General features: G+C 64.3%; 13 protein-coding genes, 2 tRNA genes and 3 rRNA genes. 13 read left to right on the top strand and 5 right to left on the bottom strand.

The genetic code is table 11. The features are described from left to right. Positions 1–50: 50 nt before the first annotated feature. Positions 51–1,490 carry a M23 family metallopeptidase gene (locus tag CSC78_RS09660; RefSeq protein ID WP_162337696.1) on the bottom strand — a complete coding sequence of 480 codons (1,440 nt, stop codon included), beginning with the start codon at positions 1,488–1,490 and terminating at the stop codon, positions 51–53. Positions 1,491–1,674: 184 nt separating this feature from the next. On the opposite strand from CSC78_RS09660, the gene tyrS reads away from it, so the two are divergent. The 11 genes from tyrS to CSC78_RS09605 all read left to right on the top strand — a co-directional run bounded on the left by tyrS (position 1,675) and on the right by CSC78_RS09605 (position 13,899). Beyond that, positions 1,675–2,883 (top strand): tyrosine--tRNA ligase, encoded by a 1,209-nt coding sequence (gene tyrS, locus CSC78_RS09655; RefSeq protein ID WP_162337729.1) that lies wholly within the window; start codon positions 1,675–1,677, stop codon positions 2,881–2,883. A 444-nt stretch (positions 2,884–3,327) separates the two neighbouring features. Beyond that, positions 3,328–4,872, top strand: a 16S ribosomal RNA gene (locus tag CSC78_RS09650). Positions 4,873–4,944: 72 nt separating this feature from the next. Further along, positions 4,945–5,020: transfer RNA gene (locus CSC78_RS09645), tRNA-Ala, on the top strand. Between the two features lie 15 nt (positions 5,021–5,035). Continuing rightward, positions 5,036–5,112 (top strand) — tRNA-Ile (locus CSC78_RS09640). Between the two features lie 255 nt (positions 5,113–5,367). Next, positions 5,368–8,246: ribosomal RNA gene (locus CSC78_RS09635) — 23S ribosomal RNA — on the top strand. A gap of 126 nt (positions 8,247–8,372) precedes the next feature. Next, positions 8,373–8,487, top strand: a 5S ribosomal RNA gene (rrf, locus tag CSC78_RS09630). Together the 16S, 23S and 5S rRNA genes with 2 tRNA genes alongside form the textbook arrangement of a ribosomal RNA operon. A gap of 95 nt (positions 8,488–8,582) precedes the next feature. Continuing rightward, positions 8,583–9,809 carry a dipeptidase gene (locus CSC78_RS09625; RefSeq protein ID WP_162337695.1) on the top strand — a complete coding sequence of 409 codons (1,227 nt, stop codon included), beginning with the start codon at positions 8,583–8,585 and terminating at the stop codon, positions 9,807–9,809. 73 nt (positions 9,810–9,882) lie between these two features. After that, on the top strand, positions 9,883–10,731 hold the full coding sequence (locus CSC78_RS09620) for a metal-dependent hydrolase (RefSeq protein ID WP_162337694.1): 849 nt from the start codon (positions 9,883–9,885) through the stop codon (positions 10,729–10,731). A 180-nt stretch (positions 10,732–10,911) separates the two neighbouring features. Then, a complete protein-coding gene (gene rpoH, locus CSC78_RS09615) occupies positions 10,912–11,790 on the top strand; it encodes an RNA polymerase sigma factor RpoH (protein WP_162337693.1) in 879 nt (292 codons plus the stop codon). A 133-nt stretch (positions 11,791–11,923) separates the two neighbouring features. Further along, a complete protein-coding gene (locus CSC78_RS09610) occupies positions 11,924–13,354 on the top strand; it encodes a hypothetical protein (RefSeq protein ID WP_162337692.1) in 1,431 nt (476 codons plus the stop codon). A gap of 71 nt (positions 13,355–13,425) precedes the next feature. Continuing rightward, on the top strand, positions 13,426–13,899 hold the full coding sequence (locus tag CSC78_RS09605; RefSeq protein WP_162337691.1) for a DUF1203 domain-containing protein: 474 nt from the start codon (positions 13,426–13,428) through the stop codon (positions 13,897–13,899). On the opposite strand, the gene CSC78_RS09600 is transcribed toward CSC78_RS09605, so the two are convergent. Genes CSC78_RS09600 through CSC78_RS09590 form a run of 3 tightly spaced genes read right to left on the bottom strand, consistent with a single transcriptional unit; the run spans position 13,872 to position 18,704 of the window. Continuing rightward, the gene (locus tag CSC78_RS09600) at positions 13,872–15,152 is read right to left on the bottom strand and encodes an NAD(P)/FAD-dependent oxidoreductase (protein WP_162337690.1); all 1,281 of its coding nucleotides are present in this window, start codon (positions 15,150–15,152) and stop codon (positions 13,872–13,874) included. The genes CSC78_RS09605 and CSC78_RS09600 overlap by 28 nt on opposite strands. Positions 15,153–15,201: 49 nt before the next feature. Further along, positions 15,202–16,518, bottom strand: coding sequence for an MFS transporter (locus CSC78_RS09595; protein WP_162337689.1), 1,317 nt, complete (start codon positions 16,516–16,518; stop codon positions 15,202–15,204). Next, on the bottom strand, positions 16,518–18,704 hold the full coding sequence (locus CSC78_RS09590) for a primosomal protein N' (RefSeq protein WP_162337688.1): 2,187 nt from the start codon (positions 18,702–18,704) through the stop codon (positions 16,518–16,520). The genes CSC78_RS09595 and CSC78_RS09590 overlap by 1 nt, the downstream gene beginning before the upstream one ends. A gap of 445 nt (positions 18,705–19,149) precedes the next feature. On the opposite strand from CSC78_RS09590, the gene CSC78_RS09585 reads away from it, so the two are divergent. Both CSC78_RS09585 and CSC78_RS09580 read left to right on the top strand, forming a co-directional pair. Further along, positions 19,150–20,124: a hypothetical protein gene (locus CSC78_RS09585; protein ID WP_162337687.1), complete on the top strand. Its 975-nt coding sequence runs from the start codon at positions 19,150–19,152 to the stop codon at positions 20,122–20,124. After that, positions 20,114–20,707 (top strand): DUF3106 domain-containing protein, encoded by a 594-nt coding sequence (locus CSC78_RS09580; protein ID WP_162337686.1) that lies wholly within the window; start codon positions 20,114–20,116, stop codon positions 20,705–20,707. Before CSC78_RS09585 ends, CSC78_RS09580 begins: the two co-directional genes overlap by 11 nt. A 74-nt stretch (positions 20,708–20,781) precedes the next feature. On the opposite strand, the gene CSC78_RS09575 is transcribed toward CSC78_RS09580, so the two are convergent. Continuing rightward, entirely contained in the window at positions 20,782–21,999 is a 1,218-nt protein-coding gene (locus CSC78_RS09575) for a DUF3667 domain-containing protein (RefSeq protein ID WP_162337685.1), read from the bottom strand. Positions 22,000–22,064 lie beyond the last annotated feature (65 nt).

The raw sequence follows: 22,064 nt of genomic DNA, 5'->3' as shown, positions 1-22,064 counted from the left end.
CGGGACAGTGTCCCGCCTTTTATGTCTCGCCGCTACGCAAGCGCCGGCGGCTAGCCCTTCTTGGTCGCCGTGGCCTTGGCCGCGACAGCGGTCGGCTTCCTGGGAGCTTCTTCCGCGGGACCGACGTCGGCGTAGATGATGTCTTCCACCGTGCGGATGCGCGCCAGCGCGTTGGCCGTATACGTGCGGTATGCGGCGAGTTGCGCGCCGGCCAGCGGCTCCGGCGGCGGCATCGTCACCGACAGCGGGTTGCGGTGCACGCCGTTGATGCGGAATTCGTAATGCAGGTGCGGACCGGTCGACAGGCCGGTGGTGCCGACGTAGCCGATCACCGTGCCCTGCGCGACGCGCTGGCCCTGCTTGATGTTGCCCATGCGCGACATGTGCGCGTACAGCGTGGTGTGGCCGCGGCCATGGTCGAGGATCACCGTGCGGCCGTAGCCGCCCTGCCAGCCGGCGAACTGCACGCGGCCGTCGCCGGCGGCCATGATCGGCGTGCCGGTCGACGCGGCGTAGTCCACGCCCTTGTGCATGCGCATCGTGCCCAGCACCGGATGGCGACGCGCACCGAACTTCGAGCTCATGCGCGCATAGGCGATCGGCATGCGGATGAAGTTCTTCTTCAGCGGCCGGCCGGCGGCGGTGAAGTACTCCGGCTTGCCGCCCGGACGGGTGAAGCGGAAGCCCGAATGCAGCTTGCCGTCGACGGTGAACGTGGCGGCCTGCACCGGGCCGGTGCTGATCAGCTCGCCCTCGCGCCAGGTCTGTTCGACCACCACGCTGAAGCGATCTTCCGGCCCCAGGTCGGAGTTGAAGTCGATGTCGTACTTGAAGATCTCGTCCGTCATCGAGTTGATGTTGGCGGACGTCAGGCCGGCCTTGCGGGCCGACCGGTTCAGCGAGCGCCCCACCTTGCCGCTGAGCACGACGGTGCGGGTAGTGGTCTCGCGCGCGATGACGCGCTCGGTGACCTTGTCCTCGCCCACCGTCAGCTCGACGCGGTGGCTCGGGTCGCGGTCGTAGCGCAGGGTGCGCAGGCCGCCGGTGACCGGCAAGTCGAAGGCGATCTCGGTGCCGGGCTTCAGGCGCGTCAGCGCCTTCTTGGCATCGGCGTTGTCCAGGATGCGGTGCAGGGTGGCGGCGGGGATGCCCAGTTCCTCGAAGATCGCGCCCATGGTCTGGCCAGGCTTCACCCGCACCACCTGCCAGCTGTCGCCCGCGATGCCGGCCTGGCGTGCCGCCGACAGTTCGGGCAGGTCGAGCAGCAGGGTGTTTCGGGGTTCGGAGACCGGTGCCTGGATCGCGCTGGAAAAGCCCGGCACGATGGTGGCCATCAGCACGCCGATGGTGGTGAACAGGCTGGCGTGGATCCAGTGGCGGCGGGTCCAGCGCCCTTGCGGCAGATGCCGCTTCACCGCGGTATCGCGAAGCACCCCAAGGCGTTCCCGGAACTGTTGCTTGCGGCCGTTGCCGCCCCCATGAGTTTGCATCAAGGTTGCATCCCGGGGCCAAGGCAAAGCCCCAATCGGCGTACCATAGACACGCGAAGACTTCGCGTCAAACCATTGAGTCAAATAGCTTTTTTGATTGGTATCACTATTTACTTTCTTTTAACGGTAACTTCACGTCACTGACTTGGCCTTCACCTGGCCGCCCTACTGGAACCGCTATCCCGTGTCCTCCGCAGAAGCTCTTGCCCTGATCGGCCGTGGCGCCGACGAAATCCTCAAGCCCGAAGACCTGGAGGCCCGGCTGAAGCTGGGTCGCCCCCTGCGCGTGAAGGCGGGATTCGACCCCACCGCGCCCGACCTCCATCTGGGCCATACGGTGCTGTTGAACAAGATGCGGCAGTTCCAGGATCTCGGGCACCAGGTGATCTTCCTGATCGGCGACTTCACCGGAATGATCGGCGACCCCTCCGGCAAGAACGCCACCCGCAAGCCGCTGACCCGCGAAGACGTGCTGGCCAATGCGCGCACCTACGAGGACCAGGTGTTCAAGGTGCTGGACCGGGGGAAGACCGAGGTCCGCTTCAATTCCGAGTGGTTCGGCAAGATGGGAGCGGCCGACATGATCCGCCTGGCCGGTCAGCACACCGTCGCCCGCATGCTGGAGCGCGACGACTTCGCCAAGCGCTACGCCGCGCAGCAGTCCATCGCCATCCACGAATTCCTGTATCCGCTGGTGCAGGGCTACGACTCCGTGGCGCTGCAGGCGGACGTCGAGCTGGGTGGCACCGACCAGAAGTTCAACCTGCTGATGGGCCGCGGCCTGCAGGAGCACCACGGCCAGGCGCCGCAGATCGTGCTGACCATGCCGCTGCTCGAGGGCCTGGACGGCGTCAACAAGATGTCCAAGTCGCTGGGCAACTACATCGGGGTCAGCGAGCCTGCCATCGATATCGTCACCAAGACCATGAAGATCGGCGACGACCTGATGTGGCGCTGGATCGAACTGTTGAGCTTCGAGATCGGCGTGGCGGAAGCGGCCGCGCTGAAGGCCTCCGTGGCCGGTGGTGGGCTGAACCCGCGCGACGTGAAGCTGCGTCTGGCGCGTGAGCTGGCGACCCGTTTCCATGATGCGGGCGATGCCGAAAAGGCCATCGCAGGCTGGCACGCCGTCGTCACCGGCCAGGGCGACACCTCGCTGCTGGAGCTGAAGGATGTCGTGGTGCCCGCCGAAGGCATCCGCATCGCCGCCTTGCTCACGGCTGCCGGCATCACGCCGAGCAATTCCGAAGCCAATCGCAAGCTCAAGGAGCGCGCGGTCAGGCTCGAAGGCGAGGTGGTCGAAGACCCGGCTCTGCAGCTGACCGCGGGTTTCGAGGGGGTCCTGCAGGTGGGCAAGCGCAACTTCGCGCGCGTCCGCCTTGTGACGAACTGACCGCAGCGCGCCGTTGTCGGAAGGGTGGTGGACGGGGCGTGAAAATTTTCGCCTGAACCCCTTCACAAAGGTCATGGAACCAGCCATACTTTCCCTCCCCCGACGCACGGGGCCTTGCCGGACCGGCAGGGCGCCAAGAGAAAGGGAAACGAATCGCCAACAACTTCGAAAAAAGATGTTGACGAAACGAAAAAGTACGCCATAATAGGCGGCTCACCACGGCGGAAACGCTGCGGTTACGAAGGAAGGCGCTGAGGCCGACTTCGAGGCTCTTTGACAGTGTGCGCAGGTGACTTGTGTGGGCGCCTGCAGGAAGGACTAGCTGTCCATCTTGCAGACGTTCGATTCATGAGCATCTTGTCAATTGTAGAAATGCAAGCGATACGTAAAGCTTGTGATCAGACGATCTGCATTCAAAGCATTGGCCTTCGGGCTAAGTAGTTTTAAGTGAAGAGTTTGATCCTGGCTCAGAGTGAACGCTGGCGGTAGGCCTAACACATGCAAGTCGAACGGCAGCACAGGAGAGCTTGCTCTCTGGGTGGCGAGTGGCGGACGGGTGAGGAATACATCGGAATCTACCTTTTCGTGGGGGATAACGTAGGGAAACTTACGCTAATACCGCATACGACCTACGGGTGAAAGTGGGGGACCGCAAGGCCTCACGCGATTAGATGAGCCGATGTCCGATTAGCTAGTTGGCGGGGTAATGGCCCACCAAGGCGACGATCGGTAGCTGGTCTGAGAGGATGATCAGCCACACTGGAACTGAGACACGGTCCAGACTCCTACGGGAGGCAGCAGTGGGGAATATTGGACAATGGGCGCAAGCCTGATCCAGCCATACCGCGTGGGTGAAGAAGGCCTTCGGGTTGTAAAGCCCTTTTGTTGGGAAAGAAATCCTGTCGGTTAATAACCGGTGGGGATGACGGTACCCAAAGAATAAGCACCGGCTAACTTCGTGCCAGCAGCCGCGGTAATACGAAGGGTGCAAGCGTTACTCGGAATTACTGGGCGTAAAGCGTGCGTAGGTGGTGGTTTAAGTCTGCTGTGAAAGCCCTGGGCTCAACCTGGGAATTGCAGTGGATACTGGATCACTAGAGTGTGGTAGAGGGATGCGGAATTTCTGGTGTAGCAGTGAAATGCGTAGAGATCAGAAGGAACATCCGTGGCGAAGGCGGCATCCTGGGCCAACACTGACACTGAGGCACGAAAGCGTGGGGAGCAAACAGGATTAGATACCCTGGTAGTCCACGCCCTAAACGATGCGAACTGGATGTTGGGTGCAACTTGGCACCCAGTATCGAAGCTAACGCGTTAAGTTCGCCGCCTGGGGAGTACGGTCGCAAGACTGAAACTCAAAGGAATTGACGGGGGCCCGCACAAGCGGTGGAGTATGTGGTTTAATTCGATGCAACGCGAAGAACCTTACCTGGTCTTGACATCCACGGAACTTTCCAGAGATGGATTGGTGCCTTCGGGAACCGTGAGACAGGTGCTGCATGGCTGTCGTCAGCTCGTGTCGTGAGATGTTGGGTTAAGTCCCGCAACGAGCGCAACCCTTGTCCTTAGTTGCCAGCACGTAATGGTGGGAACTCTAAGGAGACCGCCGGTGACAAACCGGAGGAAGGTGGGGATGACGTCAAGTCATCATGGCCCTTACGACCAGGGCTACACACGTACTACAATGGTAGGGACAGAGGGCTGCAAACCCGCGAGGGTGAGCCAATCCCAGAAACCCTATCTCAGTCCGGATTGGAGTCTGCAACTCGACTCCATGAAGTCGGAATCGCTAGTAATCGCAGATCAGCATTGCTGCGGTGAATACGTTCCCGGGCCTTGTACACACCGCCCGTCACACCATGGGAGTTTGTTGCACCAGAAGCAGGTAGCTTAACCTTCGGGAGGGCGCTTGCCACGGTGTGGCCGATGACTGGGGTGAAGTCGTAACAAGGTAGCCGTATCGGAAGGTGCGGCTGGATCACCTCCTTTTGAGCATGACAAGCGCTTCTTGTCAGGCGCCCACACAAGACACCTGCATTTTTCAGAGTAAGCCCGTACAACGGGGCCTTAGCTCAGCTGGGAGAGCACCTGCTTTGCAAGCAGGGGGTCGTCGGTTCGATCCCGACAGGCTCCACCACTGAGAACGACTTTTGGGTCTGTAGCTCAGGTGGTTAGAGCGCACCCCTGATAAGGGTGAGGTCGGTGGTTCGAGTCCTCCCAGACCCACCAAAACCAGGCTGGCTATTACTTCTGAAACCTGCAATCGCACACTAAAAGATTATTTTGAAACGGATCGGCGCTGAAGCCGGCTTCGTGTTCTTTAACAACTTGTGACGTAGCGAGCGTTTTAGATTTTCATCTAGACGTGTCGTTGAGGCTAAGGCGGGGACTTCGAGTCCCTAATAAATTGAGTCGTATGTTCGCGTTGGTGGCTTTGTACCCCATCAACACGGCATGTAACTCCGAGGCGACTTGGGGTTATATGGTCAAGCGAATAAGCGCACACGGTGGATGCCTTGGCGGTCAGAGGCGATGAAGGACGTGGCAGCCTGCGAAAAGTGCGGGGGAGCTGGCAACAAGCATTGATCCCGCAATGTCCGAATGGGGAAACCCACTGCTTCGGCAGTATCCTGCAGTGAATACATAGCTGCTGGAAGCAAACCCGGTGAACTGAAATATCTAAGTAACCGGAGGAAAAGAAATCAACCGAGATTCCCTGAGTAGTGACGAGCGAACGGGGACCAGCCCTTAAGCTGGATTGGTTTTAGAAGAACAGTCTGGAAAGACTGGCCATAGACGGTGACAGCCCGGTATTCGAAAAGACCTTTTCAGTGAAGACGAGTAAGGCGGGGCACGAGAAACCCTGTCTGAACATGGGGGGACCATCCTCCAAGGCTAAATACTCCTGACCGACCGATAGTGAACCAGTACCGTGAGGGAAAGGCGAAAAGAACCCCGGAGAGGGGAGTGAAATAGATCCTGAAACCGTGTGCGTACAAGCAGTAGGAGCCCGCAAGGGTGACTGCGTACCTTTTGTATAATGGGTCAGCGACTTACTGTTCGTGGCAAGCTTAACCGTATAGGGGAGGCGAAGGGAAACCGAGTCTGATAAGGGCGCATAGTCGCGGGCAGTAGACCCGAAACCGGGTGATCTAGTCATGCCCAGGGTGAAGGTGCCGTAACAGGTACTGGAGGCCCGAACCCACTCCCGTTGCAAAGGTAGGGGATGAGGTGTGATTAGGAGTGAAAAGCTAATCGAACCCGGAGATAGCTGGTTCTCCTCGAAAGCTATTTAGGTAGCGCCTCGTATGAATCTTCTTGGGGGTAGAGCACTGTTATGGCTAGCGGGACATCGCGTCTTAGCAAACCATGGCAAACTCCGAATACCAAGACAGAATGTACGGGAGACACACGGCGGGTGCTAACGTCCGTCGTGAAAAGGGAAACAACCCAGACCCACAGCTAAGGTCCCAAATTTCGTGCTAAGTGGAAAACGATGTGGAAAGGCACAGACAGCCAGGAGGTTGGCTTAGAAGCAGCCACCCTTTAAAGAAAGCGTAATAGCTCACTGGTCGAGTCGGTCTGCGCGGAAGATTTAACGGGGCTAAGCACGAAACCGAAGCTTGGGGTGCATAACTTTGTTATGCGCGGTAGAGGAGCGTTCCGTAAGCCTGCGAAGGTGGCTTGAGAAGGCTGCTGGAGGTATCGGAAGTGCGAATGCTGACATGAGTAACGATAATGCGGGTGAAAAGCCCGCACGCCGAAAGCCCAAGGTTTCCTTGCGCAACGTTAATCGACGCAGGGTTAGTCGGTCCCTAAGGCGAGGGCGAAAGCCGTAGTCGATGGGAAGCAGGTTAATATTCCTGCACCTCGCGTGAGTGCGATGGAGGGACGGAGAAGGTTAGGTGTACCGGGCGTTGGTTGTCCCGGGGAAAGGCGGTAGGTTTGGATCTTTGGCAAATCCGGGATCCTTTAAGACCGAGCACCGAGACGAGTCCTTTAGGACGAAGTCACTGATACCACGCTTCCAGGAAAAGCTCCTAAGCTTCAGCTCACGCAGACCGTACCGTAAACCGACACAGGTGGGTAGGATGAGAATTCTCAGGCGCTTGAGAGAACTCGGGTGAAGGAACTAGGCAACATGGCACCGTAACTTCGGGAGAAGGTGCACCCCCTTTGGTGGCCCATGCGGGCTATAGCTGAGGGGGGTCGCAGAAACCAGGCCGCTGCGACTGTTTATCAAAAACACAGCACTCTGCAAACACGAAAGTGGACGTATAGGGTGTGACGCCTGCCCGGTGCTGGAAGGTTAATTGATGGGGTCAGCCGCAAGGCGAAGCTCTTGATCGAAGCCCCAGTAAACGGCGGCCGTAACTATAACGGTCCTAAGGTAGCGAAATTCCTTGTCGGGTAAGTTCCGACCTGCACGAATGGCGTAACGACAGCGGCGCTGTCTCCACCCGAGACTCAGTGAAATTGAAATCGCTGTGAAGATGCAGCGTTCCCGTGGCAAGACGGAAAGACCCCGTGAACCTTTACTATAGCTTTACATTGAACGTTGAGTTCGTCTGTGTAGGATAGGTGGGAGGCTATGAAACCGAGGCGCTAGCTTCGGTGGAGCCAACCTTGAAATACCACCCTGATGTGCTTGACGTTCTAACCTAGGTCCGTAATCCGGATCGGGGACCATGTATGGTGGGTAGTTTGACTGGGGCGGTCTCCTCCCAAAGAGTAACGGAGGAGCTCGAAGGTACGCTCAGCGCGGTCGGACATCGCGCACTGTGTGCAAAGGCATAAGCGTGCTTGACTGCGAGATCGACGGATCAAGCAGGTACGAAAGTAGGACTTAGTGATCCGGTGGTTCTGTATGGAAGGGCCATCGCTCAACGGATAAAAGGTACTCCGGGGATAACAGGCTGATACCGCCCAAGAGTTCATATCGACGGCGGTGTTTGGCACCTCGATGTCGGCTCATCACATCCTGGGGCTGTAGTCGGTCCCAAGGGTATGGCTGTTCGCCATTTAAAGTGGTACGCGAGCTGGGTTCAGAACGTCGTGAGACAGTTCGGTCCCTATCTGCCATGGGCGTTGGAGATTTGAGAGGGGCTGCTCCTAGTACGAGAGGACCGGAGTGGACGAACCTCTGGTGTTCCGGTTGTCACGCCAGTGGCATTGCCGGGTAGCTATGTTCGGAAGCGATAACCGCTGAAAGCATCTAAGCGGGAAGCGCGCCTCAAGATGAGATCTCCCGGGGCACAAGCCCCCTGAAGGAACCATCAAGACTAGGTGGTTGATAGGTCAGGTGTGTAAGTGGGGCAACCCATTGAGCTAACTGATACTAATGATCCGTGCGGCTTGACCATATAACCTCAAGTGGCCTTGGACTCGACGATATCGTCAGAGAAAATCCAATGCCCGCTACGTCACAAGACCCTATGAGAGATTGGCGCCTTAATCCGTTAACTGGATGGCGACGCTCCAACCCTCTCCCTGGTGAAATTAGCGCTGTGGTCCCACCCGTTCCCATCCCGAACACGGAAGTGAAACGCAGCCGCGCCGATGGTAGTGTGGCTTAAGCCATGCAAGAGTAGGTCATCGCCAGGGGCTTTACCCAAAAACCCCCAGCCGTAAGGCTGGGGGTTTTTTCTTGCGCGGCTTTCGCCAACAATCGGATTTCATCTCATCCGAGGGGGCGAAGCATGAGGTTGTGTCGGATAGCGTTGGCCAGTGCGCTGACAATGATCTGTATCGATGGGGCGGCGGCCGAAGGCGTGTCTGCAGAGGTGAGCCGCGTGCACGAGGACGCGATCGTGCTGGATACCCATCTGGATACGCCGGCCAACTTCCGTCGTCCCGGCTGGAGCATCGCCGACAACCATGCGCACGAAGGCGATCTCTCGCAAGTGGATCTTCCGCGCATGAAGGCGGGTGGCCTGGATGGGGGGTTCTGGGTCATCTACACCGCACAGGGCGCCCGTGACGAAGCCGGGAAGCGCGCCGCGCGCGACCACGGTCTGGATCGTCTTGTGAGCATCCATGAAATGCTGGCGGCGAATGCAGGAGAGATGGAGCTCGCGCTTACCGCGGACGATGCGGAACGCATCGCGAAAGCCGGAAAGCGTGTCTCCTTCATCAGCATGGAGAACGCAGCGCCGCTCGCCAGCGATCCCAGTCTGCTGACCGCCTACCATCGCCTCGGGCTGAGGATGCTCGGCATCACGCATGTACGGAACAACGATTTCGGTGATTCGTCGACGGACCCGGCAGGTGCAGAGTGGAATGGTCTGAGTCCTGCCGGCAAGGCATTGGTACAGGAAGCCAACCGGCTCGGCATCGTGCTGGATGCTTCTCATGCCAGCGACGCGGTCTTCGATCAGCTGCTTGCGTTGTCGCAGGCCCCGATTGTCCTGTCGCATACCAGTGCGGATGCCCTGTATGACCATCCGCGGAACATCGATGACGGCCGGCTCCGCCAGTTGGCGGTGAAAGGCGGCGTCATCCACGTGAATGCATACGGTGGCTATCTGATCGATATCCCGAAGATTCCCGAGCGCGAGACAGCCATGGGCGCGCTGAGTGAGAAGTACGGACCCGAGAGCGAACTCGCGGTAGATCGCGTGCCCGCTTATCTGGCGGAACGAAGGGCGATCGAAGCGCACTACCCCGCCAGGCGGGCGACCTTCGACGACTACATGGCGCACGTGCTTCACATCCTGAAGGTGGCCGGCGTGGATCATGTCGGCATCGGTGCCGATTGGGACGGTGGCGGCGGCGTGGCAGGGCTGGAAGACGTCAGCGCGTTGCCGAAGATTACCGAAGCGCTGCTGGCGGCCGGCTACACGGAGCAGGATGTGCGGAAGATATGGAGTGGCAATCTGCTGCGCGTGATCCGGGAGGCGCAGGCGATCGCGTCATCAGAGGGCTGAAGCCGGTTTCGTCTTGGCGTAATGCGGCGCGCGGGAAAGTGGTTCGGACGCGTGGCCCCAAGAGGGAGGCATCATGGAAGAGTCGATCACCGCCAGGCGATTCACTGCCGCGCTTCCCCGTGACATTCCGCGGCACTGGTTGCCGGACAATGAAGTCGTTTCGTCGCTGCTCAACGCTTACACCATCCTGGTGCCGGCCAATGAGGCGTTCTATATCCGCACGCTCAATGCATGCCTGCCGAAGGTGTATGACGACGCCCTGCGCCAGCGCTGCCAGGCATTCATCCGGCAGGAGGCGCAGCATGGCGTTGCGCACAAGCGCTACTGGGGCAATCTGGATGCGCAGGGCTACGCATACCGGGGCATCGAGCGCGCGGTGGATCGGGGCATCTTCCGTGTGATGGATCGTGTCGCGCCGTTGTGGTTGCGCGTGTCGCTGGTGAGTTGCGTCGAACACATCAACGCCTTCCTCGGCTACGAATTCCTGACGCAATCCATCCTTGCGGATGCCGATCCGCGCGTGCGCGACCTGATGGAGTGGCACTTCGCCGAGGAGATCGAGCACCGGGCGGTGGCGTTCGACCTGCTGCAGGCGGTCTCGCCCCGCTATGCCGTACGGGTGCTGGGTGCGGTGATGACCACCTCGCTCTTCTATCTGCTGCTCGTGGGGCTGGCTGCGTCGCTGCTCGTGCAGGATCGCCGGCTGTTGCGGTTGGCCACGTGGCGCCAACTGACGCACCACGTCGGCGCAGGGCATGGCATGGGCCGCCGGACGCTGCGGCATCTGACGGAGTACCTGCGCCCCGGCTTCCATCCTTCCCGGCTGGCGGCGGACGCCGATGCCATGGCCGCGACGGTGCTGCGGCGGCAGGCGACTGCCGTGCCGCCTTCCGTCATGCCGATGCCGCCGCCGCGGACCTGAACGAAAGCCTTTCGTCCGCCTCAGGGAATGACGAGGGTCGAGGACAGTACCTGCAAGTCTCTGATTACAAAGGCAGGTTGGTGCGAACTGGATCGGCGGCTGTTCGTTGCACCACTGGAACAATACGGAACTTCCGGCACGGTTAGCAGTCGAACTCCCCGACTGCTAACATCCATGCCCATGAGCCAGAACACCCCCACTACCGCCCTGGTCACCAACAACCTGCCGATCCCCACCGCCCTGGGTTCGCTCGACGCCTACATCAGCGCCGTGCACCAGATTCCGGTGCTGACGGTGGAAGATGAGCGCGCGCTCGCCAACCGTTACCGCGAGGATGAAGACCTCGACGCCGCCCGCGAACTGGTGCATTCGCACCTGCGCTTCGTGGTGCACGTGGCGCGCGGCTACAACGGCTATGGCTTGCCGCTCGGCGACCTGATCCAGGAAGGCAACATCGGCCTGATGAAGGCGGTGAAGCGTTTCGACCCCGACATGGGCGTGCGCCTGGTGAGCTTCGCGGTGCACTGGATCCGCGCGGAAATGCACGAGTTCATCCTGAAGAACTGGCGCATCGTCAAGGTCGCCACGACCAAGGCGCAGCGCAAGCTGTTCTTCAACCTGCGCAAGTCGAAGACGCGCCTGGGCTGGATGAATGCCGAAGAAGTCAGCGCCATCGCGAAGGATCTGAATGTCTCCGAGCGGGAAGTGATGGAGATGGAGTCGCGCCTGTCCGGCCGCGACATCGGCTTCGATGCGCCTTCGGACGAGGACGAAGACCACGCGCCGCCCTCGCCGGCCAGCTACCTGGTCGCGCGCGACGAGGATCCGTCGCAGGCGTACGAGCGTGCCGACAGCGAAGACAACCAGATGGAACTGCTGCGCGAAGGCCTGGCGAATCTCGACGAGCGCTCGCGCGACATCATCAAGCGCCGCTGGCTGGACGGTGAGAGCAAGGTCACGCTGCAGGAGCTGGCGGACGAATACGGCATTTCCGCCGAACGTGTCCGTCAGGTCGAGGCCAATGCGCTGAAGAAGATGAAGGCGCTGTTCGCCGCCTGACCTTCCTGGTTGTGACGTGATATCGAAGAGGCCCCACCGGGGCCTCTTCTCTTTTGTGGCGTGCGCATCGGGGGATGTGGTCCACTACGCCGCGGCCCGACATGGGTAGCGCTATAACCGGAAGGAGCAGGACATGGGGTGGGGCAACAAGCGACGGGGGCTGTTCGTGTGGGTGTTGGCAGTGGCGAGCGGTCTCGCGGCTGCGTCGGGTGTCGCGGCGCCGCATGCGGCCGACGATGGCAACACGAAATCGTCGGAAGCACAGGGCGGCGTCCGGTTCTCCATCGATCGCGAAGAGTACGACGCGCAGGCACGCGCTGCGATGCAGGTGGATCCCGTGGTCGCTGCGCATCTCGGCGCGATCCGCACGGTTGCGCTTGATGACGCCGCGAGCATGGACGAGCCGGGTCCCGACGTGCTGGTGTTCGATGTCGAGGGCAGCCGCGGCAAGGGACGTGTCACCGCGCGCTTCATCACCGTCAGCGCCACGCAGGAGGCCCTGGGTCCCGGCATGCTGGTCATGGCCGACGGCACCCGGCACGAGATCGAAGGCGACGCCGACGCGCTGGCCGCGGAGGATGGCCCTCCTTTGCACGACCACGCGCATGACGAAGACGTCGAAGCCGGCGCGAATGCCTTCATCCGCCAGGCTCAGGAGGCGGCGCAGCGTTATCCCCTGATCCGTCAGCACATCGGCCAGATCGCCAGCTTCGAGATCGACACCGATGCCAGCGGTGCCGCACCGGGCATGAACACCTTCGTGTTCGACGTCGCCGGCGACAAGGGACGTGGGCGGCTCGAAGCCGACTTCATCACGGTCAGCGCGGACACCGAGCGCCTCGGCAAGGGCGTGCTGACGCTGGCAGGCGGTCGCAAGCTGCCGTTCGAAGGTGAGCCCCGCGGTGAGGACGAGCCGGAGGACGGCGTCAGCGCCGCTGACCTGTTCGGCGGCGACAACATCTTCACCCGCCAGGCGCGTGTGGCGGTGCAGCGCTATCCGCTGGTGCAACAGCACATCGGTACGCTCGCATCGTTCGAGCTCGATCTCGCTGCCACCGGCGAGGCGGAAGGCGCGGAAGAGTTCGTGTTCGCGCTCACCGGCGACAAGGGGCGCGGACGCATCCTCGCCGAGTTCATCACGGTCGATGCCGACACCGAACGCCTAGGCAAGGGCGTGCTGACCTTGGCGGATGGCCGCGAGATCGCCTTCGAGGGCGAGGCGCCGATGGAAGGCGAACTCGCCGCGCCGCGCATCGATTCGGATCGTGGCGAGGCCCCCGACACGTTCGCGCGCCAGGACGGGATCTTCGTGCTGCAGGCCAACGCGGCCATGCAGGCGCACCCGGTCGTGCAGCGCCATATCGGCGATATCCGCGAAGCCGCCTTCGACCGCGACGCGTCGTGGAAGGCGGACGGCGAGCGCTACATCTTCGACTTGAAGGGCAGCAAGGGCCAGGGACGCCTGGAGGCCGAATTCATCACCGTCGATGCCGACAGCGAGCGGATCGGCGACGGCGAGCTGGTCATGGCCGACGGCAAGCGTTACCCGCTGGACGGCAAGTAGGTCGCGCAAGATCCGGATAGCGCCGCCGGTGAGGCGGCGCGAGCATGGCATCACTGCTTCGGAGTGATGCCATGTCGTTCGTGATCCGCGGGCTCTCGCCCGAACCGTTCCGCCCCCTGTTCGCCCTCGACGATGCCGCGCTGGCGGCACGCAACATCCGTCGCGTCATCGCGGACAGCGATCGAGGATTTCCCTGCCGCGTCACGCTGCAGGACGCGCGACAGGGCGAAACGTTGTTGCTGCTGCCCAATCTGCACCACGATGTCGCGGGGCCGTATCGGGCGAGCGGTCCGATCTACGTGCGCGAAGCCGCCATGCAGGGTGGGACCGCCGAATTCCACGATCAACTGCCGCCCTCGTTTCCCCGCCGGCTATTGTCGCTGCGCGCCTACGATGCCGATGGCCTGATGCGCGACGCCGAGGTCGTGGAGGGGGTTGAAGCGATGCCGTACCTGCAACGCCTGCTTGACCAGCCGGGCGTCGCGTACCTTCACGTGCACAACGCACGTCCCGGCTGCTACGCCTGCCGCGTCGACCCGGCCTGATCCTCGTCCTTGCCCAGGATGATCCGCGCGCCACGCTGGTAGCTCCAGTACGCCCAGCACCAGTTCAGAAGCACGACCAGGCGATTGCGGAAGCCGATCAGGAAGAACACGTGCGCGGTCAGCCAGAACCACCACGCCAGCAGGCCGGAGAACTTCAGCCGGCCGAAGTCCACTACCGCCGCCATGCGGCCGATGGTCGCGAGGTTGCCGTAGTCCTGGTAGCGGAATGCACCGGGCGACGTGCCGCCTGACAGTCGTGCACGGAGCACCTGTGCCACGTGCCGGCCCATCTGCTTGGCCGCCGGCGCAACGCCGGGAACCGCTCGACCGTCCGACGTCACCGCGGCGAGGTCGCCAGCGACGAAGATGTCGGGATGCCCCGGCACGCTGAGGTCGGGCTGCACCAGCACCCGTCCGGCGCGATCCAGCGGCACGCCCAGCGAGCGCGCCAACGGCGACGCCGCGACGCCGGCGGCCCACACCACCGTCTTCGCCGGCACGAACGTGTCGCCCAACCGATAACCGTCGCCGGTGATGTCGCTGACCGGCGTGCCGGTGACGACCTCCACACCCAGTTTCTCCAACTGGCGGCGGGCTTTTTCGGACAGCGCTTCGGGGAACGAGGCCAGCACGCGGGGTCCGGCTTCCACCAGGCGCACGCGCGCCTGCGAGGGGTCGATGTGGCGGAACTCGTTCTTCAGCGTATGCCGTGCGATCTCGGCCAGCGTGCCCGCCAGCTCCACGCCGGTCGGACCACCGCCGACGATGGCGAAGCTCAGCCATGCGGCGCGTTTCGCCGGATCGGTTTCGGCCTCGGCGCGTTCGAAGGCGAGCAGCAGGTGGCGGCGCAGCTGCAGCGCATCGTCCAGTGTCTTCAGTCCCGGCGCATGCTGCGCCCACTCGTCGTGGCCGAAGTAGGCATGCGTCGCGCCGGTCGCCAGCAGCAGATGGTCGAACGCGAGCGTCGTGCCGTCGGCGAGCACGACCTGCTTGTCCTGCGGTGCGATCGAGGCAACCTCGGCCAGCCGCACCTCCACGTTCTTCTGCTTGCGCAGGATGTGGCGCAGCGGCGCGGCGATATCGGGGGCGGACAGGCCGGCGGTGGCCACCTGGTACAGCAGCGGCTGGAACAGGTGGTGGTTGTGCCGGTCGATGAGGGTTATGCGGACCGGCGCGTTCGCCAGCGCGCGCGTCGTCCAGAGACCACCGAAGCCGCCGCCGATGATGACGACGTGGGGACGTGCTGCCTGCATGCTCATTCTCCTGTCACCGCATGCGATTGTCGCATGCGTCGCGCGTGGCTCAGGCCGGGTCGCGATCGATCAGCGACGTCTCGCGCGTGTCCGGCATCCACAGGTACACCAGCAGCGAGCAGGCGATGCAGGCGGTGACGTACCAGTAGAAGCCGGTTTCGTGACCGATGCGCTTGAACCACAGCGCCACCGCATCGGCGGTGCCGCCGAAGATCGCCACGGTCAGCGCATACGGCAGGCCGACGCCGAGCGCGCGGATCTCGACCGGGAACAGTTCGGCCTTCACCACCGCATTGATCGCGGTGTAGCCGCTGACGATCACCAGCGCCGCCATCACCAGCCAGAAGGCCTGCGTGGCGCTCTGCACGTCCTGCAGCTGGCTGAGGATGGGCACGGTGCACAACGTGCCAAGCACGCCGAACGCGATCAGGATGCGCCGCCGCCCGATCTTGTCCGACAGCGCGCCCACCACCGGTTGCAGCAGCATGTAGAAGAACAGCGTGGACGCATTGATCAGGCTGGCCGTCTCGGCCGCCATGCCGGCGCTGTTGACCAGGAACTTGTGCACGTAGGTGGTGTACGTATAGAACGCCAGCGTGCCGCCCATGGTCAGGCCGACCACCGCGAACACGGCGCGCGGGTGCCGCATCAGTGCACGCAGCGTGCCCTCGGTGCGCTGCTGTCCCGTCGTCGCCGCATCGTTGCGCTGGAACGACTCGGTTTCCACCATGTTCCGGCGCAGCCACAGCGCCACCAGCGCCGCGACCGCGCCGATCGCGAACGGAATGCGCCAGCCCCACTCGCGCAGCTGGTCGTCGGTGAGGAACACGCGCTGCAAGGCGATCAGCACACCCAGCGCGATCAGGTGGCCCATTACCAGGGTGACGTACTGGAAGCTCGACCAGAAGCCGCGGTGCTCGCGCGTGGCCATCTCGCTGAGATAGGTCGCCGACGTGCCGTACTCGCCGCCGACCGACAGGCCCTGCAGCAGCCGTGCCAGCACCAGCAGGATCGGCGCGGCGATACCGATGCTCGCGTAGCCCGGCGTGCAGGCGATGATCAGCGAGCCGCCGCACATCATCACCACCGACAGCATCAGGGCGCGCTTGCGGCCGTGGCGGTCGGCATAGCGTCCGAGCAGCCAGCCCCCGAGCGGACGCATCAGGAAACCCACCGCGAAGATCACCGCCGTCTTCAGCAACTGGCTGGTGCGATCCCCGCCGGGGAAGAACACCTCGGCGAAGTACAGCGAGAACGCCGCGTACACGTACCAGTCGTACCACTCCACCAGATTGCCGACCGAACCGCTGAAGATGCTGCGCAGCCGCTGGGTGGGGGTCAGGGCGGTACGTGGCGTCTGCGTCATCAATAGAGGTCCATGGGATCGACATCGAGCGACCAGCGCGTGCGGCGCGCTTCCGGCAGGGCGTGGATGTCCGGCAGGGCGAGAGCGAGCGTGCGATGCAGCGTGCGGCGCTCGGGCGAGGTCAGCAACAGCTGCACGCGGTGCAGGCCGGCGCGGCGTGGCATCGGCGCCAGCAGCGGACCGTGCATTTCGAGCGTCTCGTCGTGCCGGCGCAGCGCCTGCTTCGCTGCCTGCAGGAACTGCTGCGCGGCGTCGACATGCTGGGCTTCGGCGCGCAACAGGGCGAGGTGCGCGAACGGCGGGAAGCCGGCCATGCGCCGCTGCTCGAGCTCCGCCTCGGCGAACGCGTGGTAGCCGCCGCTGATCAGCGTGTTCAAAAGCGGATGGTCGGGATGGTGCGTCTGCAGCCACACGTCGCCGCGCTTGCCCGCGCGCCCTGCGCGACCGGCCACCTGGATCAGCTGTTGCGCCAGCTTCTCGCCGGCACGGAAATCGGTGGAGAACAGGCCTTCGTCCACGCCGACGACCGCCACGCGCGTCAGGTGCGGCAGGTCGTGGCCCTTGGCCAGGATCTGCGTGCCGACGAGGATGCCGGGCGCATCGCCCAGCTTCGCCAGCTGCTGCGCCAGACCGTCGCGCTTCTGGGTGGTGCCGCGATCGACGCGCAGCACGGGCACGTCGGTGAACTGTTCGGTCAGCAGTTCCTCCAGCCGTTCCGTGCCGATGCCCTGCGGCTGCAAGGCCAGTCCACCGCAGTCGGGACACGCGGGCGGCGCCGCCTGGCGCGCGCCGCAGTGATGGCATTGCAGACGCTTGCCACCGGCATGCACGGTCATCGGGCTGTCGCAGCGTTTGCAGTGCGCGCTCCAGCCGCAGTCGTGGCACAGCAGCACGGGCGCGTAGCCGCGGCGGTTCTTGAACACCAGCACCTGGCCGCCGGCGTCCAGCGCCTGGCGGATCGCCTGCAGCGTGTCGGCCAGCAGGCCCGCCTGTTGCAGGCGCTTGCGGACGTCGAGCACGCGGACGGTCGGCGGCTGCGCCTCGCCCGCGCGGCGCGACAGGCGCAGGTGCACGTAGCGGCCCGTGCGCGCGTTGTGCAGCGTTTCCAGCGACGGCGTCGCACTGCCCAGCACCACGGGCACGTCGAGCGCCTTGCCGCGCACCAGCGCGAAATCGCGCGCGTGGTAGCGGATGCCGTCCTGCTGCTTGTAGCTGCCGTCGTGCTCTTCGTCGATCACGATCAGTCCGGCCTCCGGCAACGGCGTGAACACCGCCGAGCGTGTTCCGACGATGACGCGCGCCTCGCCGCGCAGGCAGGCCGCCCACGTGCGGGCGCGCTCGCCGTCGTTGAGGCCGGAATGCAGCGCGTGCACCGGCACACCCAGGCGCTCGCGGAAGCGCGACAGCGTCTGCGGGGTCAGGCCGATCTCCGGCACCAGCACCAGCGCCTGCCGCCCGCGACGCAGGCAGTCGGTGATGGCATGCAGGTAGACCTCGGTCTTGCCGCTGCCGGTCACGCCGTCGAGCAGCAGGGCGCCGAAACCGGTCGTGCCGACGATCGCCTCGGCGGCGGCCTGTTGTTCCTCGTTGAGCGCTGGCCCGGGTCGAGGCGCGGGCGCCATCTGCGCGGCGGCTGCGGGGTAGCGTTCGGCGAGGCCGCGCTTGCCCAGATCGCGGGCGGTGGCGCGGCCGCTGTCCAGGTGCAGGTCCAGCACGTCTTCGTCGAGCGAAGAGTGCTCCGCCAGCAGGTCGGCCAGGCGGCGCGGCCGGCTGCCGGTGCGCAGGCGGTCGCGCTGCAACTGGCCGGCTTCGGTCAGGCGCCAGTGCCAGGCATGGGTGTCGGGCAACGGATCGCCCTGGCGCAGCGCGGTGGGCAGCGCGGTCGCGACCACCTCGCCCAGCGGGGCGTGGGTGTAGCGGGCCAGCCAGTGCAGCGAGTCGAGCAACTCGCCCCGCAGCAAGGGCGCATCGTCCAGCAGGGCATCGGCCGGGCGCAGCTCGAGGGTAGGGTCGGCTGGCGGGCCGACCTGGGCGACGAGACCGGTCAGTGACCGGTTGCCGAACATCACCTTCACCCGCTTGCCGACGTCCCCGAGCGAGGTGACGAGACCGGGCGGTGGCAGATAGTCGAACAGCCGTGGCAGCGGCACGGGCAGGGCGACCTGGAGGACGGAAACGGGCGGCATTCCGGGCAGTGTATCGGCCCGTCCGGGCGCGGGTCACATCTCACGCAGTTGCGTCCATGTCCTGTCAGAATCTTGACGAAATTCACGCAAGTGCTGATCCCTGAAGGAGATTCCGGTTTATCCACACCTGCTGTGGATAAATCTGTGCATGGCGGGAATGCTTCACGGCGCGACGGCGCTTCCATAAGCCTCCGGACCGGGTTGGCCAAAAAAGTGCCAGCACGGCTTTATTCAATGTAATCAGACACTTGGGCGTGAAACGCGATTGACATATGGCATCGGTCCGATTCACGGGGGCAGTGGATGACAGATCGGTGACTGCTGTGCACAACGTTTTTCGCCGAAACCCTTGTGCCGCCGGGGAGAGCAGATTTCGACGCCCTGTCAAGCATCCGTACGGGCGCCCCGGGTGACTATGATCGGCACGTCCGCAACCGGTTCCAAGATGGTCTCTTCCCCCGCCTCGTCTTCTCCCGCGCCCGCCGCGCTTGCCGCCTTCCTCCGCGGCTGCGAACGCCGGGGGGCCGTGTTCGCCGAACTCCAATGCGGCAATGCCGATCGCGGCGACGTGGCCCTTGCCGCGGCCCTGCGTGCGTTCCGCGGCAAGGCCGCCGCCCTGCCGATGGCGGACTGGCCGGTGCGCTTCTGGGCGCTGCTGGCGGCGACGCCGCAATTGCGCGCCGACGGTCCTGCCGCCCAGTGGCCCGACGCGTTCGCCGCCCTGGCCCGTCCCGCCACCGCGGACCGCGCGGCCTTGCTGCTGCGCCTCGCCGGGGGGCTGCAGGAGGCGGAGGCGGCCGACGCCCTGGGCCTCGATGGCGCGGCCTACCGCGACGCGCTGGCCCGCGCCTGTCCGCGGGACAGCCTGGGCCACCCCGATGCCGGTGCCTGGCGCGCCTTGGCCGACGCCATCCAGCAGCATCTTCGCGAACTGCCCGATGATCGGCTGGCCACGCTCACGCGCCTGCGCGAGGACGCACTCGCCGGCACGCGGTTGCCGCCTGTCGAGGCCAAGGCGCCCGCGCCGGTCGTTGCGCGGACGCCCCGGCGCTGGCCGTGGATCCTGTCGGCCCTTGTCCTGCTGGCTGCGCTGGTGGGCGGCCTGTGGTGGTGGCGCGGTTCCGGATTGTCGACGTCGTCCGCGTTGCCACAGGCGATTCCGACCGACGAAGACGGCGTATCGCCACTGCCGCCCGATCCGGTGATCACATCGACCGCGCTTCCCGCCGACAACACGCCGCTGCCAGCCCCGGCCGAAGCGGTCGCGCCTGCCTCGCACCCGGATTTCCAGCTCCTCACGGACGCCGACGATGAAGCGCGCGCGCGCGAGGCGGATTTCCTGGCCTGGTATGTCGCGGGTGCCGGTGCCACCGCGGCGCCTTCGCCCGATGCGGATGCAGGAGGGGCAGATGCGCGTTGACCGCAGGCGCCGTGCCGCAGCCTGCGTGATGGCAGGCCTTGCCGTCGTGGTGGGCATTGCCGCGTCGTCCGCGCAGGATGCCGCGAATGCCACCCGCTGGGCCGCGATGTCGCCGGCCGCGCAGGCCGACTGGCAGCAGCGCCGGTCGGCGTGGGATGCCTTGCCGAGGCACGAGCGTGAGGACCGGCGCGCGCGCTATGCCGCCTGGCGTGCCCTGGACGAGGTGCAGCGTGCACGCCTGCGTGCCGCCGCCAGCGAGATCGCGGCGCTGCCGCCGGAGCACCAGGCCGCGCTGCGCACGCAGTTCAGCGTGCTGGACGGCATGCAGCGGCAGGGCTGGCGGCTGGGACCGGAACTCGGTGCGGACTGGCCGCGACTGCAGCCGCTGTTCGCGTACGTTCCGCCGGAAGAGCGCGATGGACTGCTCGCATTGCTGCGGCGCCTGGATGCGGAACAGCGCGACGACCTTGCTGCGCTGGCACAGCGTCTTCCGCCGCAGGATCGCGAGGGGTTCCGTCGTGCGTTGCTGGCCGTGCCCGAGGGCCAGCGCCGCGCGTGGCTGCGGCAGCGACGGGACCGTTAGCCGCGCTCCACCGTGGCGTGCGCCATTCGCAGGACCACATAAGTCACCGCGTGCGCATGGCGCACGCTACGTCGCTAGGCGTTTACCCAGGTCGTCAGCGTCAGGAAGATCAGCGCCGTCAGCAGCATCATGAAGTACAGCGCGCCCAGCACCGAAAACTTGATCAGCGTGACGATCTTGTGCTGCCGGTACACGCGCTGCTGCATCTTCAGCAGGTAGATCGGCATCCACACCAGGATCGCCGTCAGCACCGTCCAGTAGGGGATCTTCCACCAGAAACTGTCCGTCGCAATCACGCTGCCGAGCGCCTGGGTGAGGCACAGCGCCAGGATGCAGAGGCACAGGTAGGCATGGCTGTACAGCGCCACGACCAAGTGCTCCAGATAGACGCGCCGCGTCCCGATGTAGGCGAGTTTCAGCAGCAGGGCGAAGACGGGCACGAGCACGAACAGCGCCGACGGTACCGAGCCGATCAGACGGGTGAAGAAATACTCGGGGTCCTCCGCCACGCGCGGCATGTTCTGCTCGGCACGCGCCAGCTTCCTGTTGATCCAGCCGTTGGCGAAATCGGGTAGCCAGCCGATCTTCACCGGGTTGCTCTGGGCGTCGAACGGCTTGTCGCCGATCGAGATCAGCGAGCCTTGCGGCACCTCCGGCAGCGGCTTGCCCTCCGGATACGGATCGGGTTGCGCCAATGCCGGATGATCCGGTTGCAACTGGATAATCCGTTCGCGCGCCAGTCGCTGGGTGGCGAAGATGTTCTGGTCCATGCGCTCGCGCACGAAGCCCAGGCCGGGAGGAAGCGTGGTCCGTGCCGCCACCAGGCCTTCCAGGGTGCGGTCGCGCTCCTTGATGACGGCTTCGACCGTGGCCTGCCTGGCGAAGCTGATGCCGGATTCGTCCGGCTTGGCGACCAGGTTGGTCTGGCCGTCCGCGGTCGGTGGCGGCTCCGGCAGCCTCACTTCGCCGATATGCAGGGTCAGCCTGGCGACGAAGAACGTCAGCACGCTGACGATGACGAACAGCCGCAGCGGCGCCACGTACGGCGCGCGGTGGCCTGCTAGGTAGGCGTTGGCCAGCTTGCCGGGCGAGAGCAGGGTGCGGAGGGTGCGGAAGATGCGCCCGTCCAGGTGCCAGAACGATTCGAACACCTCTTCCACCGCATGCCCGAAGCTGCGCAGCGGGTTGTGCGCGTTCTGTCCGCAGACGTGGCAGAAGCCGCCCTGCAGCGGCGTCCTGCAGTTGTCGCACGCGCTGGCGTGCACGGCGTCGGCATCGTGCGATGGGGTCATGGGGCGTTCGGGTGGCGCGGCGGGCGAGCGGGTAAGATACCGGCCTCCCGTGACCCGGTGCCAGC

The organism is Pseudoxanthomonas japonensis, from assembly GCF_010093445.1.
Classification (GTDB): Bacteria; Pseudomonadota; Gammaproteobacteria; order Xanthomonadales; family Xanthomonadaceae; genus Pseudoxanthomonas_A; species Pseudoxanthomonas_A japonensis.
Note: the sequence above shows the minus strand (reverse complement) of the source record. Positions and strands in the feature narration are given on the sequence as shown.

Bases quoted from the DNA above. Each gene is read 5' to 3' on its own strand.
- CSC78_RS09660 (WP_162337696.1), bottom strand. From the start codon at position 1,490: ATGCAAACTCATGGGGGCGGCAACGGCCGCAAGCAACAGTTCCGGGAA.
- CSC78_RS09625 (WP_162337695.1), top strand. From the start codon at position 8,583: ATGAGGTTGTGTCGGATAGCGTTGGCCAGTGCGCTGACAATGATCTGT.
- CSC78_RS09620 (WP_162337694.1), top strand. From the start codon at position 9,883: ATGGAAGAGTCGATCACCGCCAGGCGATTCACTGCCGCGCTTCCCCGT.
- rpoH (WP_162337693.1), top strand. From the start codon at position 10,912: ATGAGCCAGAACACCCCCACTACCGCCCTGGTCACCAACAACCTGCCG.
- CSC78_RS09610 (WP_162337692.1), top strand. From the start codon at position 11,924: ATGGGGTGGGGCAACAAGCGACGGGGGCTGTTCGTGTGGGTGTTGGCA.
- CSC78_RS09605 (WP_162337691.1), top strand. From the start codon at position 13,426: ATGTCGTTCGTGATCCGCGGGCTCTCGCCCGAACCGTTCCGCCCCCTG.
- CSC78_RS09600 (WP_162337690.1), bottom strand. From the start codon at position 15,152: ATGCAGGCAGCACGTCCCCACGTCGTCATCATCGGCGGCGGCTTCGGT.
- CSC78_RS09595 (WP_162337689.1), bottom strand. From the start codon at position 16,518: ATGACGCAGACGCCACGTACCGCCCTGACCCCCACCCAGCGGCTGCGC.
- CSC78_RS09590 (WP_162337688.1), bottom strand. From the start codon at position 18,704: ATGCCGCCCGTTTCCGTCCTCCAGGTCGCCCTGCCCGTGCCGCTGCCA.
- CSC78_RS09585 (WP_162337687.1), top strand. From the start codon at position 19,150: ATGGTCTCTTCCCCCGCCTCGTCTTCTCCCGCGCCCGCCGCGCTTGCC.
- CSC78_RS09580 (WP_162337686.1), top strand. From the start codon at position 20,114: ATGCGCGTTGACCGCAGGCGCCGTGCCGCAGCCTGCGTGATGGCAGGC.
- CSC78_RS09575 (WP_162337685.1), bottom strand. From the start codon at position 21,999: ATGACCCCATCGCACGATGCCGACGCCGTGCACGCCAGCGCGTGCGAC.